The following is a 19,844-nucleotide window of genomic DNA, read 5'->3' as shown; positions in this document are numbered from 1 at the left end:
GGCGGGGTTCGGGCGTGCGCCGCCCGTCACGCGCAGCCGGCCTCGATCAGCTGCGTGACCAGCGCAGGCGCGGTGCCGATCGGCGTTTCGCCGTGCCGGTAGGTCTGGCTGGCCGCGTAGATGCCTTCGACCACCAGCGCGAGCGCATCGGCGAGCGCTTGCGGCTGCCGTGCGCCGGCACTTTCGCACAACGCGACGAGCCGCTTCATCAGCTGTTCCTTGTTCTGCGCGACGCGCTCGCGCGCCGGGTGCGACGCATCCGGGAATTCGGCCGCCACGTTGACGAACGGGCAGCCGCGATAGTCCTTCTGCGTCGCGCGCTCCGCGAGATCCACGAAATACTGGATCAACTGCGCCTTCGGCTGGCCCGGATGCTTCGCGACGCTCGAATCGAAACGCTCGAAGAAGCACGCATCCATCCGTTCCAGATACGCGAGGATCAGCTCGTCCTTCGACGAGAACTGGCGGTACAGGCTCATCTTGTTGACGCCCGCGAGTTCCACGACCGCCTCGACGCCGACCGCGCGCACCCCTTCCTTGTAAAACAGCTCCTCGGCGGCGCGCAGCAGGTGTTCCTGCGCCGCGGCCGCGGCGATCGGCCGGCGCGTGCGGCGTGCCGGCGGCTTGTTGACGGCCTCGATGCCCGACATGATGATCCTCGACTGCGTGATGAATTGCTTGACATGTTACCGACTGGTAACTACGATCGCAACACACTTGTGACCGAGCGGTAACAATGCCGAGCGGATCGACAGACAAATGCCAGGTGTCGGCCCGGGTCAGCCGATGCAGCGTGCGGCGGAGGTGGCCTGGTGGTGAGGCGGGGCGGGCGCGCGGGCGCCGCGCTGCCAACTGGAGAGCGACAACATGAACTGGGCAGTGACACGAATCGGCGGGCGATTCCACTACGGATGGCTCGCGGCGGCGGTGGTTTTCCTGATCCTGCTGGCGGCCGCCGGCACGCGCGCGACGCCGAGCGTGCTGATGGTGCCGCTCGAGCGCGAACTCGGCTGGAGCCGCGCGGCGATTTCGCTGGCGATTTCGGTGAATATCGCGTTGTACGGCCTGACGGGCCCGTTCGCGGCCGCGGCGATGCAGCGTTTCGGGCTGCGGCCGACGATCCTGACTGCGTTGGTGACGATGGGCGCGGGCGTCGCGCTGTCCTCGATGATGACGCAAAGCTGGCAGATGGTCGTGATCTGGGGGCTAATGGTCGGCTGCTCGACCGGCGTCGTCGCCTTGACGCTGTCCGCGACCTTCGTCACGCGCTGGTTCCATGCGCGGCGCGGCCTCGTGATGGGCATCCTGACCGCGAGCACGGCCACCGGCCAGCTCGTGTTCCTGCCGATGCTCGCCGCGATCGCGCAGCGCCACGGCTGGCGGCCGGTCGTACTCGTCGTCGCGGTCGCGGCCGCGATCGTGATTCCGCTGGTCGCGTTCCTGCTGCCCGAGCGGCCGGCCGACGTGCAGCTGCGCCCGTACGGCGAGCCGGCCGATGCGCCGGCCGCGCCCGACGCGACGAAGGAGAACCCGCTCGCGGTGGCGTTCCGCACGCTGCTGATGGCGAGCCGCTCGCGCGACTTCTGGCTGCTGTTTTTCAGCTTTTTCATCTGCGGCGCGAGCACCAACGGCTATGTCGGCACGCACCTGATCGCGATGTGCAGCGACTACGGGATGACCGAAGTGCAGGGCGCGTCGCTGCTCGCCGCGATGGGCGTGTTCGACCTGTTCGGCACGACGCTGTCGGGCTGGCTGTCCGACCGCTACGACAATCGCGTGCTGCTGTTCTGGTACTACGGGCTGCGCGGGCTGTCGCTGATCTACTTGCCGCATGCGTTCGGCATCGATTTCTTCGGGCTGCCGCTGTTCGCGATGTTCTACGGGCTCGACTGGATCGCGACGGTGCCGCCGACCGTGCGGCTCGCCACCGATGTGTTCGGCAAGGCCGCGGCGCCGGTCGTGTTCGGCTGGATCGTCGCCGGCCACCAGCTCGGCGCGGCATTCGCGGCGCTCGGCGCGGGCTTGCTGCGTGCGAGCCTCGGCACCTATACGATCGCGTCGATGATCTCGGGCGGGCTCTGCATCGTCGGCGCGCTGATCGTGCTGCGGATCAACCGCGGCCCGTCCCGCGCCACCGCGCAGGCCGCCTGAGCGCGGCGCTCCGGCCGGCCCGTGCGCGGCGGGCAGCTGGTCAATGCAGGATCGGTGATTTGCATTGCGCGGGACGATCGGGCGCGTGATTGCTCAAGCGGTTATGCTTGCGGTTCGGCGCGCGTTCGCGCCCCTTCATCGATGTCAGCGAGGAACCGCATGTCTGTCAAACCTGCTCCCACCACTGTTTCGATTCACGACCTGATCGCGGGCCGCTGGAGCCCGCGCGCGTATTCGGACGAGCCGATCAGCGCCGCCGATCTGCACGCGGTGCTCGAAGCCGCGCGCTGGGCGCCGTCCGCGTACAACGCGCAGCCGTGGCGCTTCATCGTATTCGATCGCACCCAGGACGAAGCGGCGTTCAAGCGCGCATTCGCGACGCTGGTGCCGTTCAACCAGGCCTGGAACGCGCCGGCGCCGGTGCTGATCGCCGTGACTTCGCACACGCTCACGCCGAAGGGCGAGCCGGCGTCGACCGCGCTGTATGACGCCGGCGCGGCCGCGATGTCGCTGGTGCTGCAGGCGCACGCGCTGGGCCTTGCCGCGCACCAGATGAGCGGCTTCGACGCGAAGGCGTTCCGCGACGCGTTCGAGATTCCGGCCGACGTCGCCATTCCGGCGCTTATCTCGCTCGGCCACTACGGCAACGTCGACAAACTCGATCCGGTGCTGCGCGACCGCGAAAAGGCGCCCCGCACGCGCCATGCGCTCGGCGAGGTCGTCTACGCGGGCGCATGGAAGAAGGGTTTCGAAGCGGCAGCCTGATTCCCCAGGCAGGCGGTGGGGTGCGTTTGGCCGCCGACCGCACCTGTCGCCCCTGACGCGCCCGCCGGCGCGCCCGATCTCCGCCCCGGGCCGGTTGCGCCGTACCGCTGGCCGGCCCCGGTTGTGATCCGGCGGGCTTCATGTTAAAAAGCCCGTCCTTTCCGTTTTCCGCGCCGGCCATGCTGCGGCACCTTCCGATGACTTACTGCGCGATCGATTTCGGCACGTCCAATTCCGCCGTGGCGCTGCCCGACGGCGATGGGATGCGCCTCGCGCCCGTCGAGGGCGACCACCTGACGCTGCCCACCGCGATCTTCTTCAACAACGACGAGCAGACGGTCGAATACGGCCGCGCGGCGCTCGCGTCGTATATCGACGGTTTCGAAGGCCGGCTGATGCGCTCGATGAAGAGCATCCTCGGCTCGCCGCTCGCGGAAACCACGACCGATCTCGGCGACGGCAGCGCGATGGCGTACACGGAGATCATCGCGCGCTTCCTGACGCACCTGAAGCGCAAGGCCGAGGCACGCGCGGGCGCGCCGATCGGCCGCGCGGTGCTCGGCCGGCCGGTGTTCTTCGTCGACGACGATCCGCGCGCCGACCGCCTCGCGCAGGACCAGCTCGAAGCGGCCGCGCGGTCGGTCGGTTTCACCGACGTGCATTTCCAGTACGAACCGATCGCGGCCGCGTTCGACTACGAGTCGCGCCAGCAGGCCGAACGGCTCGTGCTGGTTGCCGACATCGGCGGCGGTACGTCGGACTTCTCGCTCGTGCGTGTCGGGCCGGAGCGGATGGCGCGCCTCGAGCGCAAGGACGACGTGCTCGCGCACCACGGCGTGCACGTCGCGGGCACCGATTACGACCGCCGCGTCGAGCTGGCGGCGATTCTGCCGGCGTTCGGCTACCGCTCGCTCGATCCCGAGGGGCGCGAACTGCCGAACCGGATCTACTTCGACCTGGCGACCTGGCACCTGATCAACACGGTCTACACGCCGAAGCGGCTGGGCGAGCTGAAGCTGATGAAGCACCTGTACCAGGATGGGCGGCAGTACGACCGGCTTACGCGCGTGGTGGAACAGCGGCTCGGGCACGCGCTGATGGCACGCGCGGAAGAGGCGAAGATCGGCGTGGCGGCGGGCGGGGAGACGATGATCGACCTGAACGACGTGGAAGAGGATCTGCAGATCGCGTTCGACGCCGAACGCCTCGTCGATGCGAGCGTCGACGACACCGCGCGCATCGTCGACGCCGCGCGCGAAACGGTGCGGCTGGCGGGCGTTGCGCCGCGCGACCTCGGCGCGCTGTATTTCACCGGCGGCTCGACCGGGCTCGCGTTTCTGTCGGGTGCGCTCGCCGGCGCATTTCCGGACGCGCAGCCGGTGTTCGGCGATCGCCTCGCGAGCGTCGCGACAGGGCTCGGCATTCACGCGCAGCGGCTGTTCGGCTGAGCGAAGGTGAGCCGGACTGGCGGTGGCCGCATGGCTGCCGCGCCTTAAAACAAAAAGCCCCGCCGAAGCGGGGCTTTTTTACACGAAATATCGCGCCGAACTTAGACCGGACGGATGTTCGCAGCTTGCAGACCCTTCGGGCCCGTCTTCACTTCGAATTCAACCTTCTGGTTTTCTTGCAGCGTCTTGAAGCCTTCGACGCGGATTTCCGAGAAGTGCGCGAACAGATCGTCGCCGCCGCCTTCCGGGGTAATGAAGCCGAAGCCCTTTGCGTCATTGAACCACTTGACGGTACCGGTTGCCATGTTACTTATTCCTAAAAAGATAAAACGGGGCCGAGGCCCATGGGGTGCGGAAAATCAAGGAAGGGGGTAATAGGACCAACCGGAGTACCGTTGATGGGCGAACTACGAAAGAACCAATTCACTCGCCGCTTGAAATCCTGCAACGTTGTTTATACGGCTAATCGCTCGCGTGGTCAACCGGATTTCCATGCACTCAGGGTTATTGCGGAGTTCATGTTTACAAACCTTGCAAACGATGCGAATTTTTTGTAGGGGGCGAACGATTTTGGCGCCATCTTGCAGGTGCAACCGTTAAACTACGCGCCGCTGGACGGGTTGCCCCGATCGGGTTACCCGTCCCCCCAAAATGACGCGCGCGGTGCTGTCCGAGCCGATCCCGGACAGCTGGCCGACCACGCTTTTTGAGACACAGGAGAGGATGTGAAGAGTTCTATTCAACGGAACATCGGCCCGTTTGCACTGATGCTGACGGGCCTGGGTTCGATTATCGGCTCGGGCTGGCTGTTCGGCGCCTGGAAGGCCGCGAAGATCGCCGGTCCGGCGGCGATCTGCGCATGGATCATCGGCGCGGTCGTGATTCTCGCGATTGCCCTCACGTACGCCGAACTGGGCGCGATGTTCCCCGAGTCCGGCGGCATGGTGCGCTATGCGCGCTACTCGCACGGTTCGCTGGTGGGCTTCATCAGCGCATGGGCGAACTGGATCGCGATCGTATCGGTGATCCCGATCGAGGCGGAAGCGTCGATCCAGTACATGAGCACGTGGCCGTATCCATGGGCGCACGCGTTGTTCGTGAACGGTGAGTTGCAGACCCTCGGCCTGCTGCTGTCGGCCGTGCTGGTCGTCATCTATTTCATGCTGAACTACTGGGGCGTCAAGGCGTTCGCGCGGGCAAACACCGCGATCACGATCTTCAAGTTCCTGATCCCCGGCCTCACGATCCTCGGCCTGATGCTGACGAGCTTCCATTCGGAAAACCTCGGCACCGCATCGAACGCGAGCTTCGCGCCGTACGGCTGGTCGGCCGTGCTGACCGCGGTTGCGACGAGCGGCATCGTGTTTGCGTTCAACGGCTTCCAGAGCCCGGTGAACCTCGCCGGTGAAGCGCGCAATCCGTCGCGCAGCGTGCCGTTCGCGGTGATCACGTCGATCCTGCTGGCACTCGTGATCTACGTGCTGCTGCAGATGGCGTACATCGGCTCGGTGAATCCGGCCGACGTCGCGAAGGGCTGGGCGCACTTCAACTTCTCGTCGCCGTTCGCGGAACTCGCGATCGCGCTGAACCTGAACTGGCTCGCGATCCTGCTGTACGTCGATGCGTTCATCAGCCCGAGCGGCACCGGCACGACCTACATGGCGACGACCACCCGCATGATCTACGCGATGGAGCGCAACAACACGATGCCGAAGATGTTCGGCAACGTGCACCCGATCTACGGCGTGCCGCGCCAGGCGATGTGGTTCAACCTGCTCGTGTCGTTCATCTTCCTGTTCTTCTTCCGCGGCTGGAGCTCGCTCGCAGCGGTGATCTCGGTGGCGACGGTGATTTCGTACCTGACCGGCCCGATCAGCCTGATGGCGCTGCGCCGCGCGGCGACCGACATCGAGCGTCCGCTGTCGATTCCGCTGATGAAGCTGATCGCACCGTTCGCGTTCGTCTGCGCCTCGCTGATCCTGTACTGGGCGAAGTGGCCGCTGACCGGCGAAATCATCCTGCTGATGATCGTCGCGCTGCCGGTGTACTTCTTCTTCCAGGCCAAGTCTGGCTGGAGCGGCTGGGGCGCCGACCTGAAGGCCGCATGGTGGCTGGTCGCGTACCTGCCGACGATGGCCGTGCTGTCGCTGATCGGCAGCAAGGAGTTCGGCGGCCATGGTCTGATGCCGTACGGCTGGGACATGGTGATCGTCGCGGCGATCTCGCTGGTGTTCTACTTCTGGGGCGTGAACACGGGCTACCGGACCCAATATCTCGACGAGCGTGAATCGCACGACGAGATCCTCGAAAAGGTCGGCGCCTGACGCCTGACCTGCCACCGGAATCGGCGGTGGCAGGAAGCGCAAAAAAAGCCCGCCCGAGCGATGCTCGGGCGGGCTTTTTGTTTGGGGTCGCCGGTTGTGCCGGGCGACTCAGGCTGCCGCGCTCGCGAACACGTAGTTCGTCATCGCGAGCACACGTTGATACGTGCCGAGCGACTGGATGCCGAGCCGGTAGTCGTCGTCGGCCGCACCCAGCGCGGTGAACACCGGCAGCAGGTGTTCGTCGGTCGGATGCATCAGCACCGCGTGCGGCGCCTGCCGGCGATAGTCGAGCAGCGCGTCGACATCGCGCGCGGCGAGCTTCGCCTCGAACCAGTCGGTGAACTCCGTGACGCGCGGGTCTGCATCCTCGGGCGCCGCGCCGAAATCGGCGGCGCGCAGGTTGTGCGTGATCTGGCCCGAGCCGATCACCATCACGCCTTCATCGCGCAGCGGCCGCAGCGCGCGGCCGAGCGCGAAGTGATGGGCGGCGTCCGCGCGCGGCTGGATCGACAATTGCGCGACGGGCACGTCGGCCTCCGGGAACATCAGCAGCATCGGCACCCACGCGCCGTGGTCGAGGCCGCGCTCGGTCGTCGCGGTCGCGATGCCGGCTGCATTCAGCAGCGCGGCCGCCCGTTCGGCGACCTCGGGCGCGCCTGGTGCCGGATAGCGGATCTCGTACAAGGCACGCGGGAAGCCATGGAAGTCGTGGATCGTTTCCGGATGCGCGGCCACGCTCGCGACCGGCTGCTGCGTGCCCCAGTGTGCGGACAGCATCAGCACCGCGCGCGGGCGCGGCAATTCGGCACCGAGATGCGTGAACGCGCCGGACGGCAGCGTCGGGTCGATCGGCAGCGTCGGCGCGCCGTGGGACAGGTAAAGCGAAGGCAAGCGGTTCATGGTGGGGGAGCCTGCAAAAGGGTTTGCCTGTGACTATAGACGCGCACCACGCATTGATAAATCGGCCGCGTGGAATTTAATTGAATCTCGCTGGTTGTTAATGCGGGTGCTTCCGCGTGCGCGAACGGCAGGCGGTGCTTGAAATGGCCGGATCGAGCCGGAAGGCGGCTGAGTCGACGAAGATGCGTGAGGAACGGCGCAGAAGCGCCGCGTCGAGCAGCTTACTGGGCGGGCCGGATGCCGGCCCACGGCGTCGTCATCGGTGCACTGAGCGCGAACAGGTCGAGGACGCGCGTGACCGTCTGGTCAACGAGTTCCTCGATCGTCTTCGGCATCGCGTAGAACGCGGGCAGTGGCGGGAATACGATGCCGCCCATTTCGGTCACGGCGGTCATGTTGCGCAGATGCGCGAGGTTGAACGGCGTTTCGCGCACCATCAGCACGAGACGGCGGCGTTCCTTCAGCGTGACGTCGGCCGCGCGCGTGATCAGGTTGTCCGACAGCCCGTGCGCGACGCTCGCAAGCGTCTTCATCGAGCAGGGTGCGATCACCATTCCGTCGGTCGCGAACGAGCCCGACGCGATCGTCGCGCCGACATCGCGCACCGAATGCACGACATCCGCACGGCTTTCGACCTCGGCCTTCGACAGCTTCAGTTCATGCTGGATATTGAGCCAGCCGGCGTTCGAAACCAGCAGATGCGTTTCGACGCCGCCGGCGGCGCGCAGCAATTCGAGCAGCCGCACGCCGTAGACCGCACCGGTGGCGCCGGTGATCGCGACGATCAGCCGGCGTGGCGGCGCGCTGGGAGATGCCATCGGGAAGGGGGCGTTACGCGGCGGCGAACAGTTGCTGCAGTTCGCCCGACTGGTACATCTCCATCATGATGTCCGAGCCGCCGACGAATTCACCCTTCACGTACAGCTGCGGGATGGTCGGCCAGTTCGAGAATTCCTTGATGCCCTGGCGGATTTCGTCGTCCTCGAGCACGTTGACCGTCTTGAACTGGTCGACGCCGCAGGCTTTCAGCACCTGCACGGCGCGGCCCGAGAAGCCGCACATCGGGAATTGCGCGTTGCCCTTCATGAAGAGCACGACCTGGTTTTCGTCGACGATTTGCTTGATACGTTGTTGGGTGTCCATGACTGACCTTGCGTTTGCGGGGCGTTGGAACGAAATGATAGCGGATTTCAACCGGGCGGGCCGGCCATCAGCCGGGCCGGCGCCCGCCGGTCGTGCGTTCGATCGCGGCCAGATCGGCGAGCGATTCGACCGCGACGAAGCCGCGCGACACGAGTAGCGCGCGCACGGCTTCGGCCTGGTCGTAGCCGTGCTCGATCCAGAGCGTGCCGCCCGGTTTCAGGTAAGCGCCGGCGCCTGCGACGATCGTGCGGATCGCGCTCAGGCCGTCGGCGTCGTCGGTGAGCGCGCCGCGCGGCTCGAAACGCAGGTCGCCCTGCGCGAGGTGCGGATCGTGCTGCGCGATGTACGGCGGGTTGCTGACGATCGTGTCGAACGCGAGCGCCGGGTCGAGCGCGGCGTACCAGTCGCTCTGCAGCCAGTGCAGCGGGCCGCCGGGGCGGCGCGCGTCGAGCAGCTTGTCCGCGTTGCGCCGGGCGACTTCGAGCGCGGCCGACGAACGGTCGAGCGCCCATACGCGTGCGTCAGGCCGTTCCGCTGCGATCGACACGGCGATCGCGCCGCTGCCGGTGCCGAGATCGAGCACGGCCGGATGCGGCCGTCCGTCGATCGCGTCGAGCGCGGCTTCGACGAGCAGTTCGGTTTCCGGGCGCGGAATCAGCACGTCGGGCGTCACATCGAACGGCCGGCCGAAGAATTCGCGCATCCCGACGAGCTGCGCGACCGGCTCGCCCGCCACGCGGCGCGCTTCGAGCGCGCGGTAGCGCTCGATCGACGCGGGCTCGAGCGGGGTGTCGCCGCGCGTGATCAACTGCGTGCGGGTCCAGCCGAGCGCGTATGCGAGCAGCATGCGTGCATCGACCGCATCGAGCGGCGACGCGCGCAGCAGGTCGTCGGCGGTGGTGTCGGGCATCGCGGCCTCAGTCGGTGTCGCCGAGCGACGCGAGCAGTTCGGCCTGGTGCTCGGTGACGAGCGCGCCGATCAGTTCGTCGAGATCGCCGTCCATCAGCGCCTCGAGCCGGTATAGCGTCAGGTTGATCCGGTGGTCGGTCATCCGGCCTTGCGGGAAGTTGTACGTGCGGATCCGTTCCGAGCGGTCGCCGGAGCCGATCAGGCTCTTGCGCGTCGCCGCTTCCTTCGCGTGCTGCTCGTGATACTGCTTGTCCTTGATGCGCGCGGCGAGCACCTTCAGCGCGCGGTCCTTGTTCTTGTGCTGCGAACGGTCGTCCTGGCACTCGACGACGATCCCGGTCGGGATGTGCGTGACGCGCACCGCCGAATCGGTCTTGTTGATGTGCTGGCCGCCCGCGCCCGACGCGCGGAACGTGTCGATCCGCAGGTCGGCCGGATTGATCTCGACCTCGCCGATCTCGTCGGCTTCCGGCATCACCGCGACCGTGCATGCGGACGTGTGGATGCGCCCCTGCGTTTCGGTGGCCGGCACGCGTTGCACCCGATGGCCGCCCGACTCGAACTTCAGGCGCGAGTACGCGCCCTGGCCGGCGATCCGCACGATCACTTCCTTGTAGCCGCCGAGATCCGACGCGCTTTCCGACATCATCTCGACCTGCCAGCGCTGGCGCTCCGCGAAGCGCAGGTACATGCGCAGCAGATCGCCTGCGAACAGCGCCGATTCGTCGCCGCCGGCGCCCGCGCGGATTTCGAGGAAGATGTTGCGATCGTCGTTCGGGTCCTTCGGCAGCAGCATCTTCTGCAATTCGGCTTCGAGACGGACCATGCGCTCACGTGCGCTGCGAATCTCGTCTTCGGCGAAATCGCGCATCGATGCATCGGCGAGCAGTTCCTGCGCGGCCGTCTCGTCGTTGCGCGACTGGCGCCACAGTGCGTACTGCTCGACGACCGGGCCGAGTTCAGAGTGTTCGCGCGTGAGCCTGCGGTACTGGTCGAGGTCGGCCGTGACGTTTTCACGGCTCAACAGGTCGTTCAGTTCGGCCAGCCGGGTAGACAGCTGGTCGAGCTTGCGTTGCATGCTCGTCTTCATGGTGTGGAGCGGCGCTCCCGGGCAAGGGGTATTCGGAAAGGATAGGCCGGCTCGCGGCCGGCGGCAGGGCAACCGGGCGGCGCTAGTGGCCGGATTGGTCGTTCGAGCGCGGCGCGTGCTGGTAGAAGCCGCGCATCAGGTCGATCAGCGAATCGCGGTCGGCGCCGTTCACGCGGTTGAGCGCGCTCGTCGGGCCGTGGATCAGCTTGTTGGTGAGCGCTTGCGACAGCGCTTCGAGGACGGCGGCGGGATCGTCGCCGCGCGCGAGCAGCTTCTGCGCCTTCTCGACTTCCGCACGGCGCAGCGCGTCGGCCTGCGTATGCATGTGACGAATCACCGGCACGACGCTGCGCGTGTCGAGCCATTGCATGAAATTCTGTACACGCGTCTCGATGATCGTCTCGGCCTGCGCGACCGCGGCCTGGCGCGATGCGTTGCCTTCGCGCACGATCGCGCCGAGATCGTCGACGGTGTAGAGGAATACGTCCTTCAGCTTGCCGACTTCCGGCTCGATGTCGCGTGGCACCGCGAGGTCGACCATGAAGATCGGCCGGTGGCGGCGCGCCTTCACCGCGCGCTCGACCGCGCCGAGGCCGATGATCGGCAGCGTCGACGCGGTGCACGACACGATGATGTCGAACTCGTGCATCCGTGTCGGCAGGTCCGACAGCGGCATCGCGCGGCCGTTGAAGCGTTCGGCGAGCCGCTGGCCGCGCTCGGCCGTGCGGTTCGCGATCACGAGCTCGCGCGGGCTCTGCGCGGCGAAGTGCGTCGCGCACAGCTCGATCATCTCGCCGGCGCCGATGAACAGCACGCGTTGATCCGACACCTTTTCGAAGATGCGCTGCGCGAGACGGACCGCGGCGGCGGCCATCGACACCGACTGCGCGCCGATCTCGGTCGTGCCGCGCACTTCCTTCGCGACGGCGAACGTGCGCTGGAACAGCTGGTTCAGATAGGTGCCGAGTGCGCCGGCTTCTGTCGCGGTGCGCACCGCGTCCTTCATCTGGCCCAGAATCTGCGTTTCGCCGAGCACCATCGAATCGAGGCCCGATGCGACGCGGAATGCGTGCCGGACCGCTTCCGACTGCGGCAGCGCGTAGACGTGCGGCGCGAGCTCGTCGACCGGAATCTGGTGGTACTCCGACAGCCAGCGAATCGCCCCCTCGCGTGCGGCCCGATCGTCGGTCGCGCAATAGAGTTCGGTGCGGTTGCAGGTGGAGAGGATCGCTGCTTCCGGCGCATTGGGCGCCTGAGGGCCGAGGAACACGTTCTTGAACGTGACGAGAGCCGGCTTGATCTGCTCGAGCGGAAACGCCACGCGTTCGCGCAGGGCGACAGGCGCAGTGTGGTGGTTGATTCCGATCGTGAGGAGTTGCATATCGAGGGCTATCGTTTAGCCCCATATTATAGCGTTTCAGCGATTTCCTCACTCGCGGCATACCGGGCATCAGCGTGGCGTGGCCTCGAATTTGGGGGCTCGATCGGCACGCGGTCGAGCTGATAGCCGTAGCCGTAGAGCGGCAGAAGCCGGTAGCCGTGCTCCGGGAGCAGTTGCAGCTTGCTGCGCAGGCGGGACGCATGGGTGTCGAGCGTGCGCGACTTCATGTCGCGGCGGCGGGCCCAGACGGTTTCGAGGATATGGGCGCGCGATACGGGCCGGGACAGATTCGCGAACAGCAACTGCGCGAAGCGGAACTCCTTCGGCGTGAGCGCGACGACCGCGTCGCCGAAGCGCACGAGGCTGTGGGTCGCATCGAATGCGTATTCTCCAAACATTTCGCGTGAGCGATTCGGCGGCCGCCGGACCCCGGCGCGCCGACTCAGCGCATTGATCCGCGCAAGCAGCTCGGGCCCGCTCACCGGGCGCACGAGGCAGTCGTCGGCGCCCGCGTGCAGGCACGACACGACCTCGCTTTCGCGCGGCAACTGCATCACGGCGATGGCCGGCAGCCCGGGCAGGATCGCCTGCGCCCGCGGAATGACTTCCTCGGCGGGCTGATCGCCGGCCCAGTTGCCGGTGATCAGCATGTCGCAGGTATCGGTGGCGAGCCACTCGAAGAACGCCGCGCTGGACAGAAACGCGTGGCACACATGACCGCCGGCGAAGAGCAGGCGGTTCAGGAGCGCAGCATGACGCGCCTCCGGATCGATCAGGGCGATTCGCATGAGGATTTCTTCAATACGGCTGCCGGTGCGCGCTTGCCATAACGTCGGGTCGGCCCCTACACTCGAATGTTCGCGGCGCCCGGCTGGTCTCGGGTTCGATGGATGAATCGATGCTAGCCGCTGGCAACGTTCACGCCTATGGGACGAATCTGAATTTATAGAAGGCGTCGAATGAACTGGTTTGGAATCCTTGTCCTGGGAGCGGCCGTCGGGCTGTTCGGCCGGTGGCTGCATCCGATGCGGCGCACGGGCCGGCCGGCATGGTGGATCGTGGTGCTGGTCGGCATCGCAGGCGCCGCCGCCGCGCGCATGGCCGGCAACCTCTCTGGACTGTTTTACGATGGCGAAACGCTCGAATGGCCGGTCTGCACCGGTGTCGCGTTCCTCGCCGTAGCCGTGACGGTCGCCCTGTCGGCCCGTCGCGAAAGCTCTCAGGTGAAATCATGAATGCCCGTCTCCCCGAAGTCTCGCCGGTGCCGGCCCGCCTCGCGCTGCTGCGCGGCGCGATGGTCCGCGAGGATCTGGCCGCCTATCTCGTGCCGTCCGCCGATCCGCACCTGTCCGAGTACCTGCCCGAGCGCTGGCAGGCGCGCCGCTGGCTGTCCGGTTTCACGGGCTCGGTCGGCACGCTGGTCGTGACCGCGGATTTCGCGGGCTTGTGGGTGGACAGCCGTTACTGGGTGCAGGCCGAGGCCGAACTCGCCGGCACGGGTGTCCAGCTGATGAAGATGACGGGCGGGCAGCAGAGCGCGCCCCACGTCGACTGGCTCGCGCAGAACGTGCCGGCCGGCGCGACGGTCGGCGTCGACGGCGCCGTGCTCGGCGTCACGGCGGCACGCGCGCTGACGGCCGCGCTGAACGCGCGCGGCATCGCGCTGCGCACCGATCTCGACCTGCTCGACGCGATCTGGCCGGAGCGCCCGGGGCTGCCGGGCGACGCGGTGTTCGAGCACCTGGCGCCGCAGGCCGACACGACGCGCGCGAGCAAGCTCGCCGAAGTGCGCCGCGCGATGCAGGCGCAGGGCGCGCAATGGCATTTCGTGTCGACGCTCGACGATCTCGCGTGGCTGTTCAACCTGCGCGGCGCCGACGTCAACTTCAATCCCGTGTTCGTCGCGCACGCGCTGATCGGCGCCGATCGCGCGACGCTGTTCGTCGCCGACGGCAAGGTGTCGCCGGCGCTGGCCGCGTCGCTCGCGCGGGACGGCGTCGAGGTCCGTGCGTACGACGCCGTGCACGCGTCGCTCGCGGCGCTGCCCGACGGCGCGACGCTGCTGATCGATCCGCGCCGCGTGACGTTCGGCACGCTCGAGGCCGTGCCGGCCGGCGTGAAGCTGATCGAGGCGGTGAACCCGTCGACGTTCGCGAAGTCGCGCAAGACGTCCGCCGAGATCGAACACGTGCGCGTGACGATGGAGCTCGACGGCGCCGCGCTTGCCGAATTCTTCGCGTGGTTCGAGCAGGCGGTGAACCGCGAGACCGTCACCGAGCTGACGATCGACGAGAAGCTCACGGCCGCGCGCGCACGGCGCCCCGGCTATGTGTCGCCGAGCTTCGCCACGATCGCCGGCTTCAACGCGAACGGCGCGATGCCGCACTATCGCGCAACGCCCGAGTCGCACGCGACGATCGCCGGCGACGGCCTGCTGCTCGTCGATTCGGGCGGCCAGTACACAACCGGCACCACCGACATCACGCGCGTCGTGCCGGTCGGCACGCTCAGCGACCTGCAGCGCCGCGATTTCACGATCGTGCTGAGGTCGATGATGGCGCTGTCGCGCGCACGCTTCCCGCGCGGCATCCGCTCGCCGATGCTCGATGCGATCGCGCGCGCGCCGATGTGGGCGGCCGGGCTCGACTACGGCCACGGCACCGGCCACGGCGTCGGCTACTTCCTGAACGTGCACGAGGGCCCGCAGGTCATCTCGCACTACGCGCCGGCCGAGCCGTACACGGCGATGGAAGAAGGGATGATCACGTCGATCGAGCCGGGCGTGTACCGGCCCGGCAAATGGGGCATCCGGATCGAGAACCTGGTCGTGAACCGCGCGGGCGGGCAGACCGAGTTCGGCGACTTCCTCGCGTTCGAGACGCTCACGTTGTGCCCGATCGACACGCGCTGCGTGCTGATCGAGATGCTGCATGAAGAAGAGCGCGCGTGGCTGAACGCGTATCACGCGACCGTGCGCGAGCGTGTCGGCCGGCACGTGAGCGGCGACGCGAAGGCGTGGCTCGACGCGCGCACGCAGCCGATCTGACGCAACACGCGATACCGGCCGCACGACGGCCGGACCATGACCGAGAGGGCAACCGATGGCAGACACCGCAGTGATCGTGATCGACATGCAGCGCGGGCTGGTGCAGCGGGCGCGGTCCGCGTACCGGCTCGACGACGTCGTGTCGGGCATCAACCGGCTGACGGCGGCGGCGCGCGCGGCACACGCGCCCGTATGCTTCGTGCAGCACGACGGCGATGCGGACGACGACATCGTGCCCGGCACGCCCGGCTGGGAACTGCATGAGGCGCTGATCGTCGGTCGCGCCGACTGGCGCATCCGCAAGCAGGTGAGCGATTCGTTCCACGACACGCCGCTCGCCGCGCAGCTCGACGGCCACGGAATCCGTTCGGTGCTGATCTGCGGCTATGCGACCGAGTTCTGCGTCGATTCGGCCGCCCGCCGCGCGGCACTGCTCGGCTACCGGACGACCGTCGTCTCCGATCTGCACACGACGAACGAGCGCACGCACCTGTCGGCCGCGCAGATCGTCGCGCATCATCACTTCGTCTGGGAAAACAATACGCTGTCGGGCAACGCGGTGCGGCCGCGCCCGCTCGCGGACGTGCTTGCAACGGAGTTCGCATGACGATCAAGGCCGTGGTGTTCGATTTCGGCGGCGTGCTGATCGACTGGAGCCCCGACTATCTGTACCGGCAACTGATTCCGGACGAAACCGAGCGTCGCTGGTTCCTCACGCACGTGTGCGCGATGGACTGGGTGATCCGCCAGGACGGCGGCCAGACGATCGACGAGGGAACGAGCGAGCTGGTCGCGAAGTTTCCGGAGCACGAGGCGCTGATACGCGCGTTCTACGCACGCTGGCACGAGATGATCGGCGGCGTGCTCGACGACGGCGCCGCGCTCGTCGACCGGCTCGACGCGCAGGGGATGCCGCTCTTCGGGTTGACCAACTGGTCCGCGCAGACCTTTCCGTATGCATGGGACAACTTCCCGGTGCTGCGGCGCTTCAAGGACATCGTCGTGTCGGGCCGCGTGAAGCTGGTGAAACCCGATCCGGCGATTTATCGCGAAATGCACGCGCGGATCGATCCGCATCTGCCGGGCATCGCGCCGCACGAACTCGTGTTCATCGACGACAACGCGAAGAACGCGGCGGCCGCGACGGCGCTCGGCTGGCATGGCATTCATCACACGAGCGCGACAGCGACCGAGGCGCGCCTGCGTGAACTGGGCGCGCTCGCGTAGGCGGCCGAACGACAGCCGGATAAAAAAAGCGGGCCAGCGGCCCGCTTTTTCGTTTTGCCGATCCGGTGGCGGCCGCTTTCGGCATCCGGCCCGCGTCGCCGCAGTGCCGGGTGCCCGGGCCGCGCCGTTCAGCGGCTGATCGGCTTGTAGCGCAGGCGCTTCGGCTTCGCGGCTTCCTCGCCGAGGCGTGCACGCTTGTCGGCTTCGTATTCCTGGTAGTTGCCGTCGAAGAACGTGACCTGCGAATCGCCTTCGAACGCGAGGATGTGCGTCGCGATCCGGTCGAGGAACCAGCGATCGTGCGAGATCACCATCACCGAGCCTGCGAACTCGAGCAGCGCGTCTTCCAGCGCGCGCAGCGTTTCGACGTCGAGGTCGTTCGACGGTTCGTCGAGCAGCAGCACGTTGCCGCCGGAGATCAGGGTCTTCGCGAGGTGCAGGCGGCCGCGCTCACCGCCGGACAGATTGCCGACGATCTTCTGCTGATCGCCGCCCTTGAAGTTGAAGCGGCCGATGTACGCACGCGACGGCGTTTCGTACTTGCCGACCGTCAGCACGTCGGCGCCGCCCGAGATTTCCTCGAACACCGTCTTCGAGCCGTCGAGCGCGTCGCGGCTCTGGTCGACGTACGCGAGCTTCACGGTGGGGCCCATCACGACTTCGCCCGAATCCGGCTGTTCCTTGCCGGTCAGCATCCGGAACAGCGTCGACTTGCCGGCGCCGTTCGGGCCGATGATGCCGACGATCGCGCCAGCGGGGATCTTCAGGTTCAGGTTGTCGATCAGCAGGCGGTCGCCGAACGCCTTGCTGACGTTCTTGAACTCGATCACTTCATTGCCGAGGCGGTCGCCGACCGGAATGAAGATTTCCTGCGTTTCGTTGCGCTTCTGGTATTCCTGGCTATTCAGCTCCTCGAAGCGCGCGATACGGGCCTTCGACTTCGCCTGGCGGCCCTTCGGGTTCTGGCGCACCCACTCCAGTTCCTTCTTGATCGCCTTCTGACGCGCCGATTCCGATGCTTCTTCCTGTTTCAGGCGTTCTTCCTTCTGGTCGAGCCAGCTGCTGTAGTTGCCCTTCCACGGAATGCCGTGGCCACGGTCGAGTTCGAGAATCCACTCGGCTGCGTTGTCGAGGAAGTAGCGATCGTGCGTGACGGCGACGACGGTGCCCGGGAAGCGCACCAGGAACTGCTCGAGCCAGTCGACCGATTCGGCGTCGAGGTGGTTGGTCGGTTCGTCGAGCAGCAGCATGTCCGGCTTCTCGAGCAGCAGCTTGCACAGCGCGACGCGGCGCTTTTCGCCGCCCGACAGGTGCTCGATCTTCGCGTCCCACGCCGGCAGGCGCAGCGCGTCGGCGGCCACTTCGAGCTGCTGCTCCGGGCTGCCGCCGTCGCTCGACGCGAGGATCGCTTCGTATCTCGCCTGCTCGGCCGCGAGCGCGTCGAAGTCGGCGTCCGGCTCCGCATACGCGGCGTAGATTTCCTCGAGCTTCTTGTTCGCCTGGAACAGGTCGCCGAGGCCTTCCTCGACGGCTTCGCGCACCGTCTTCGTCGGGTCGAGCTGCGGTTCCTGCGGCAGGTAGCCGATGTTCAGGTTCGGCATCGGCGTTGCTTCGCCTTCGATGTCCTTGTCGACGCCCGCCATGATGCGGATCAGCGTCGATTTGCCCGAGCCGTTCAGGCCGAGCACGCCGATCTTCGCGCCGGGAAAGAACGACAGCGAGATGTCCTTCAGGATCTGGCGCTTGGGCGGCACGATCTTGCCGACCCGGTTCATCGTGAAAACGTATTGGGCCATTTGGGTGTGAAAGTCAGAAAGGGTTGAGACTGCCTCGCAGCGCCTGGGCATGCGTGGCGTCGGGGGATTCGGTACGGAGCGTGCCGCGCGGGGCGCGGCGGTGTCGCCGCGGGTTGGCGGCGCGAGCGCGTATTGTACTTCGCCGCCGGCTGCCGCTGACACCGCGCCGGCCATTCGGCCGACCCGCGTTCACAGCCACGCGGCGACGCCGCCGTGCCCCGAACAGGTGCCGCGACGATGGCGGCTGAAGCTGTATGTGCCGTCGCGGCAGCGCGCGCTCGCGCCCTCGGGCACGCGGCCCGATTTCGAATGGGCCGGCGCATGGACGGTGTCGCCGTCGCGATTGCGGTACGTGTCGTGCCGGTCGAGGTCGGCTTCGTTACCGTAGCTGGGCGACGCGCGATACGCGTGCGCCGCAGGCGGCACGGCGGCGCACGCGGCGAACAGCGCGGCGGACAGGGTCGCGATGCGCATCGCGCGGCGGAGCTGGGCAGGCATGGTCTCTCTCCGGATGTTGTTATCTGCTGTCGATCCCGGGCCGCATGTTAGCCGATCGGCTGAAGATCGGTGCCGCTGCGCCGAGGTGCGGCGACGCTACGCCGCGCCGGTCATCGCTGCCGCGCCGTCGGCTTGCGCGGCCTCGAGAATCCACCGGCGGAACGCCGCGACTTTCGTACGTTCCGCGTGATGCGGCGGGTAGACGAGGTAGTACGCGAAGTCGTCGAGCCAGGCGATGTCGGCAAGCTGCACGAGCCGGCCGCTCGCGAGCTCGTTGCGCACCATCGCCGCCGGCAGCAGGCCCGCGCCCTGGCCGTCGAGAATCGCCTGCAGCAACAGGCCGGAATCGTCGAACGCGGGGCCGCGCGGCGGACCGAAATCGTCGATCCGCTGCGCGTCGAACCAGATGTGCCAGCCCTTGCGCTCGGCGTCGTGCAGATGCGGCCATCCGGCCAGGTCGGCGGGCGTGGCCGGCATGCCCAGCCGCGCGACGAGTGCCGGTGCCGCAAGCGCGACGATCTCCACCGTCAGCAGCCGTTCGCTGCACAGCCCGACGTAACGGCCGAGACCGTGGCGGATCGCGACGTCGACGCCGTCACGCGAGAAATCGGCGAGCGCATGGCTCGTGGCGATCTGCAGGTCGATGTCCGGGCACGCGTCGCGGAACTGCGCGAGGCGCGGCACGAGCCACGCGGACGCGAAAAACGGCGTGACGCTCACCGTCAGCACGCCGCTGTCGGCGGCCCCCGACACGCGCTGCGACGCGTCGGCGATCTGCCGGAACGCGTTGCGCACGGGCGGCAGGTAGTCGCGGCCCGCAGCGGTCAGCAGGATGCCGCGGTTCACGCGCTCGAACAGCTGCACGCCGAGGTGGCGCTCGAGCGTGCGAATCATCTGGCTCACCGCGCCGGGCGTGACCGACAGCTCTTGTGCCGCGGATTTCACCGACAGGTGGCGGGCCGCCGCCTCGAACGCACGCAGCGCGTTGAGGGGCGGCAGGCGGGAACGGTTCATTCAGTTTTTCTAAAGCGAAAGGCCGACGAAATATCGTTTGAGGCAATGTGTGTGCGCGAGTACCGTTGTCGCATCGGATCGCATTCGTCGCGACTGACTTGCAGCGACCGATGCGATCAACATAGTTCAACTATATCCATGAGGCAATCCG

20 protein-coding genes are annotated in these 19,844 nt (G+C 67.2%); 8 read left to right on the top strand and 12 right to left on the bottom strand.

Features of this window, described 5'->3' with window-relative positions:
• Nucleotides 1-26: 26 nt before the first annotated feature.
• Nucleotides 27-650: a TetR/AcrR family transcriptional regulator gene (locus tag ACVK00_RS28150; RefSeq protein ID WP_105785617.1), complete on the bottom strand. Its 624-nt coding sequence runs from the start codon at nt 648-650 to the stop codon at nt 27-29.
• Nucleotides 651-867: 217 nt separating this feature from the next.
• Between ACVK00_RS28150 and ACVK00_RS28145 the strand changes: the two genes are divergently transcribed.
• The 3 genes from ACVK00_RS28145 to ACVK00_RS28135 all read left to right on the top strand — a co-directional run bounded on the left by ACVK00_RS28145 (nt 868) and on the right by ACVK00_RS28135 (nt 4,364).
• On the top strand, nt 868-2,151 hold the full coding sequence (locus ACVK00_RS28145) for an MFS transporter (protein WP_006753620.1): 1,284 nt from the start codon (nt 868-870) through the stop codon (nt 2,149-2,151).
• Nucleotides 2,152-2,310: 159 nt separating this feature from the next.
• A complete protein-coding gene (locus tag ACVK00_RS28140; protein ID WP_006753621.1) occupies nt 2,311-2,916 on the top strand; it encodes a nitroreductase family protein in 606 nt (201 codons plus the stop codon).
• 197 nt (nt 2,917-3,113) lie between these two features.
• Entirely contained in the window at nt 3,114-4,364 is a 1,251-nt protein-coding gene (locus ACVK00_RS28135; RefSeq protein ID WP_228907595.1) for an Hsp70 family protein, read from the top strand.
• 101 nt (nt 4,365-4,465) lie between these two features.
• Here the strand turns inward: ACVK00_RS28135 and ACVK00_RS28130 are convergent, their stop codons facing one another.
• Entirely contained in the window at nt 4,466-4,669 is a 204-nt protein-coding gene (locus ACVK00_RS28130) for a cold-shock protein (protein ID WP_006477070.1), read from the bottom strand.
• 420 nt (nt 4,670-5,089) lie between these two features.
• On the opposite strand from ACVK00_RS28130, the gene ACVK00_RS28125 reads away from it, so the two are divergent.
• A complete protein-coding gene (locus tag ACVK00_RS28125; protein WP_228906665.1) occupies nt 5,090-6,688 on the top strand; it encodes an APC family permease in 1,599 nt (532 codons plus the stop codon).
• A gap of 108 nt (nt 6,689-6,796) precedes the next feature.
• Here the strand turns inward: ACVK00_RS28125 and ACVK00_RS28120 are convergent, their stop codons facing one another.
• From ACVK00_RS28120 to ACVK00_RS28090, 7 genes are all read right to left on the bottom strand, one after another.
• Complete coding sequence (locus ACVK00_RS28120; RefSeq protein WP_229050523.1) at nt 6,797-7,588, bottom strand: DODA-type extradiol aromatic ring-opening family dioxygenase; 792 nt, start codon at nt 7,586-7,588, stop codon at nt 6,797-6,799.
• Nucleotides 7,589-7,809: 221 nt separating this feature from the next.
• A complete protein-coding gene (locus ACVK00_RS28115) occupies nt 7,810-8,406 on the bottom strand; it encodes a UbiX family flavin prenyltransferase (RefSeq protein ID WP_006759426.1) in 597 nt (198 codons plus the stop codon).
• Nucleotides 8,407-8,419: 13 nt separating this feature from the next.
• On the bottom strand, nt 8,420-8,731 hold the full coding sequence (grxD, locus tag ACVK00_RS28110) for a Grx4 family monothiol glutaredoxin (protein ID WP_006753626.1): 312 nt from the start codon (nt 8,729-8,731) through the stop codon (nt 8,420-8,422).
• A 67-nt stretch (nt 8,732-8,798) separates the two neighbouring features.
• Nucleotides 8,799-9,641, bottom strand: coding sequence for a peptide chain release factor N(5)-glutamine methyltransferase (gene prmC, locus ACVK00_RS28105; protein WP_284888503.1), 843 nt, complete (start codon nt 9,639-9,641; stop codon nt 8,799-8,801).
• A 7-nt stretch (nt 9,642-9,648) separates the two neighbouring features.
• Nucleotides 9,649-10,731 (bottom strand): peptide chain release factor 1, encoded by a 1,083-nt coding sequence (gene prfA / locus ACVK00_RS28100; RefSeq protein ID WP_228906674.1) that lies wholly within the window; start codon nt 10,729-10,731, stop codon nt 9,649-9,651.
• Between the two features lie 82 nt (nt 10,732-10,813).
• The gene (hemA, locus tag ACVK00_RS28095) at nt 10,814-12,112 is read right to left on the bottom strand and encodes a glutamyl-tRNA reductase (RefSeq protein ID WP_166722027.1); all 1,299 of its coding nucleotides are present in this window, start codon (nt 12,110-12,112) and stop codon (nt 10,814-10,816) included.
• 26 nt (nt 12,113-12,138) lie between these two features.
• Nucleotides 12,139-12,900, bottom strand: coding sequence for a response regulator transcription factor (locus ACVK00_RS28090; protein WP_228906677.1), 762 nt, complete (start codon nt 12,898-12,900; stop codon nt 12,139-12,141).
• 171 nt (nt 12,901-13,071) lie between these two features.
• Here ACVK00_RS28090 and ACVK00_RS28085 point away from each other — a divergent pair, with 171 nt between their 5' ends.
• The 4 genes from ACVK00_RS28085 to ACVK00_RS28070 are packed head-to-tail and all read left to right on the top strand — an operon-like array spanning nt 13,072 to nt 16,385.
• Entirely contained in the window at nt 13,072-13,347 is a 276-nt protein-coding gene (locus ACVK00_RS28085; RefSeq protein ID WP_228906678.1) for a hypothetical protein, read from the top strand.
• Nucleotides 13,344-15,158, top strand: a complete 1,815-nt coding sequence (locus ACVK00_RS28080; RefSeq protein WP_284888504.1) for an aminopeptidase P family protein — start codon at nt 13,344-13,346, stop codon at nt 15,156-15,158. Before ACVK00_RS28085 ends, ACVK00_RS28080 begins: the two co-directional genes overlap by 4 nt.
• Before the next feature lie 55 nt (nt 15,159-15,213).
• On the top strand, nt 15,214-15,765 hold the full coding sequence (locus ACVK00_RS28075) for a cysteine hydrolase family protein (protein ID WP_284888505.1): 552 nt from the start codon (nt 15,214-15,216) through the stop codon (nt 15,763-15,765).
• Complete coding sequence (locus ACVK00_RS28070; RefSeq protein ID WP_228906681.1) at nt 15,762-16,385, top strand: HAD family hydrolase; 624 nt, start codon at nt 15,762-15,764, stop codon at nt 16,383-16,385. Before ACVK00_RS28075 ends, ACVK00_RS28070 begins: the two co-directional genes overlap by 4 nt.
• Nucleotides 16,386-16,513: 128 nt before the next feature.
• On the opposite strand, the gene ettA is transcribed toward ACVK00_RS28070, so the two are convergent.
• The 3 genes from ettA to gcvA form a co-directional block, all read right to left on the bottom strand.
• The gene (gene ettA, locus ACVK00_RS28065; RefSeq protein ID WP_228906683.1) at nt 16,514-18,181 is read right to left on the bottom strand and encodes an energy-dependent translational throttle protein EttA; all 1,668 of its coding nucleotides are present in this window, start codon (nt 18,179-18,181) and stop codon (nt 16,514-16,516) included.
• Between the two features lie 189 nt (nt 18,182-18,370).
• Entirely contained in the window at nt 18,371-18,679 is a 309-nt protein-coding gene (locus tag ACVK00_RS28060; RefSeq protein WP_284888506.1) for a DUF3761 domain-containing protein, read from the bottom strand.
• A 96-nt stretch (nt 18,680-18,775) separates the two neighbouring features.
• Nucleotides 18,776-19,693, bottom strand: coding sequence for a transcriptional regulator GcvA (gene gcvA / locus ACVK00_RS28055; protein WP_228906685.1), 918 nt, complete (start codon nt 19,691-19,693; stop codon nt 18,776-18,778).
• Nucleotides 19,694-19,844: the final 151 nt, after the last annotated feature.

It is taken from the genome of Burkholderia sp. PvR073, from assembly GCF_054055695.1.
Note: the sequence above shows the minus strand (reverse complement) of the source record. Positions and strands in the feature narration are given on the sequence as shown.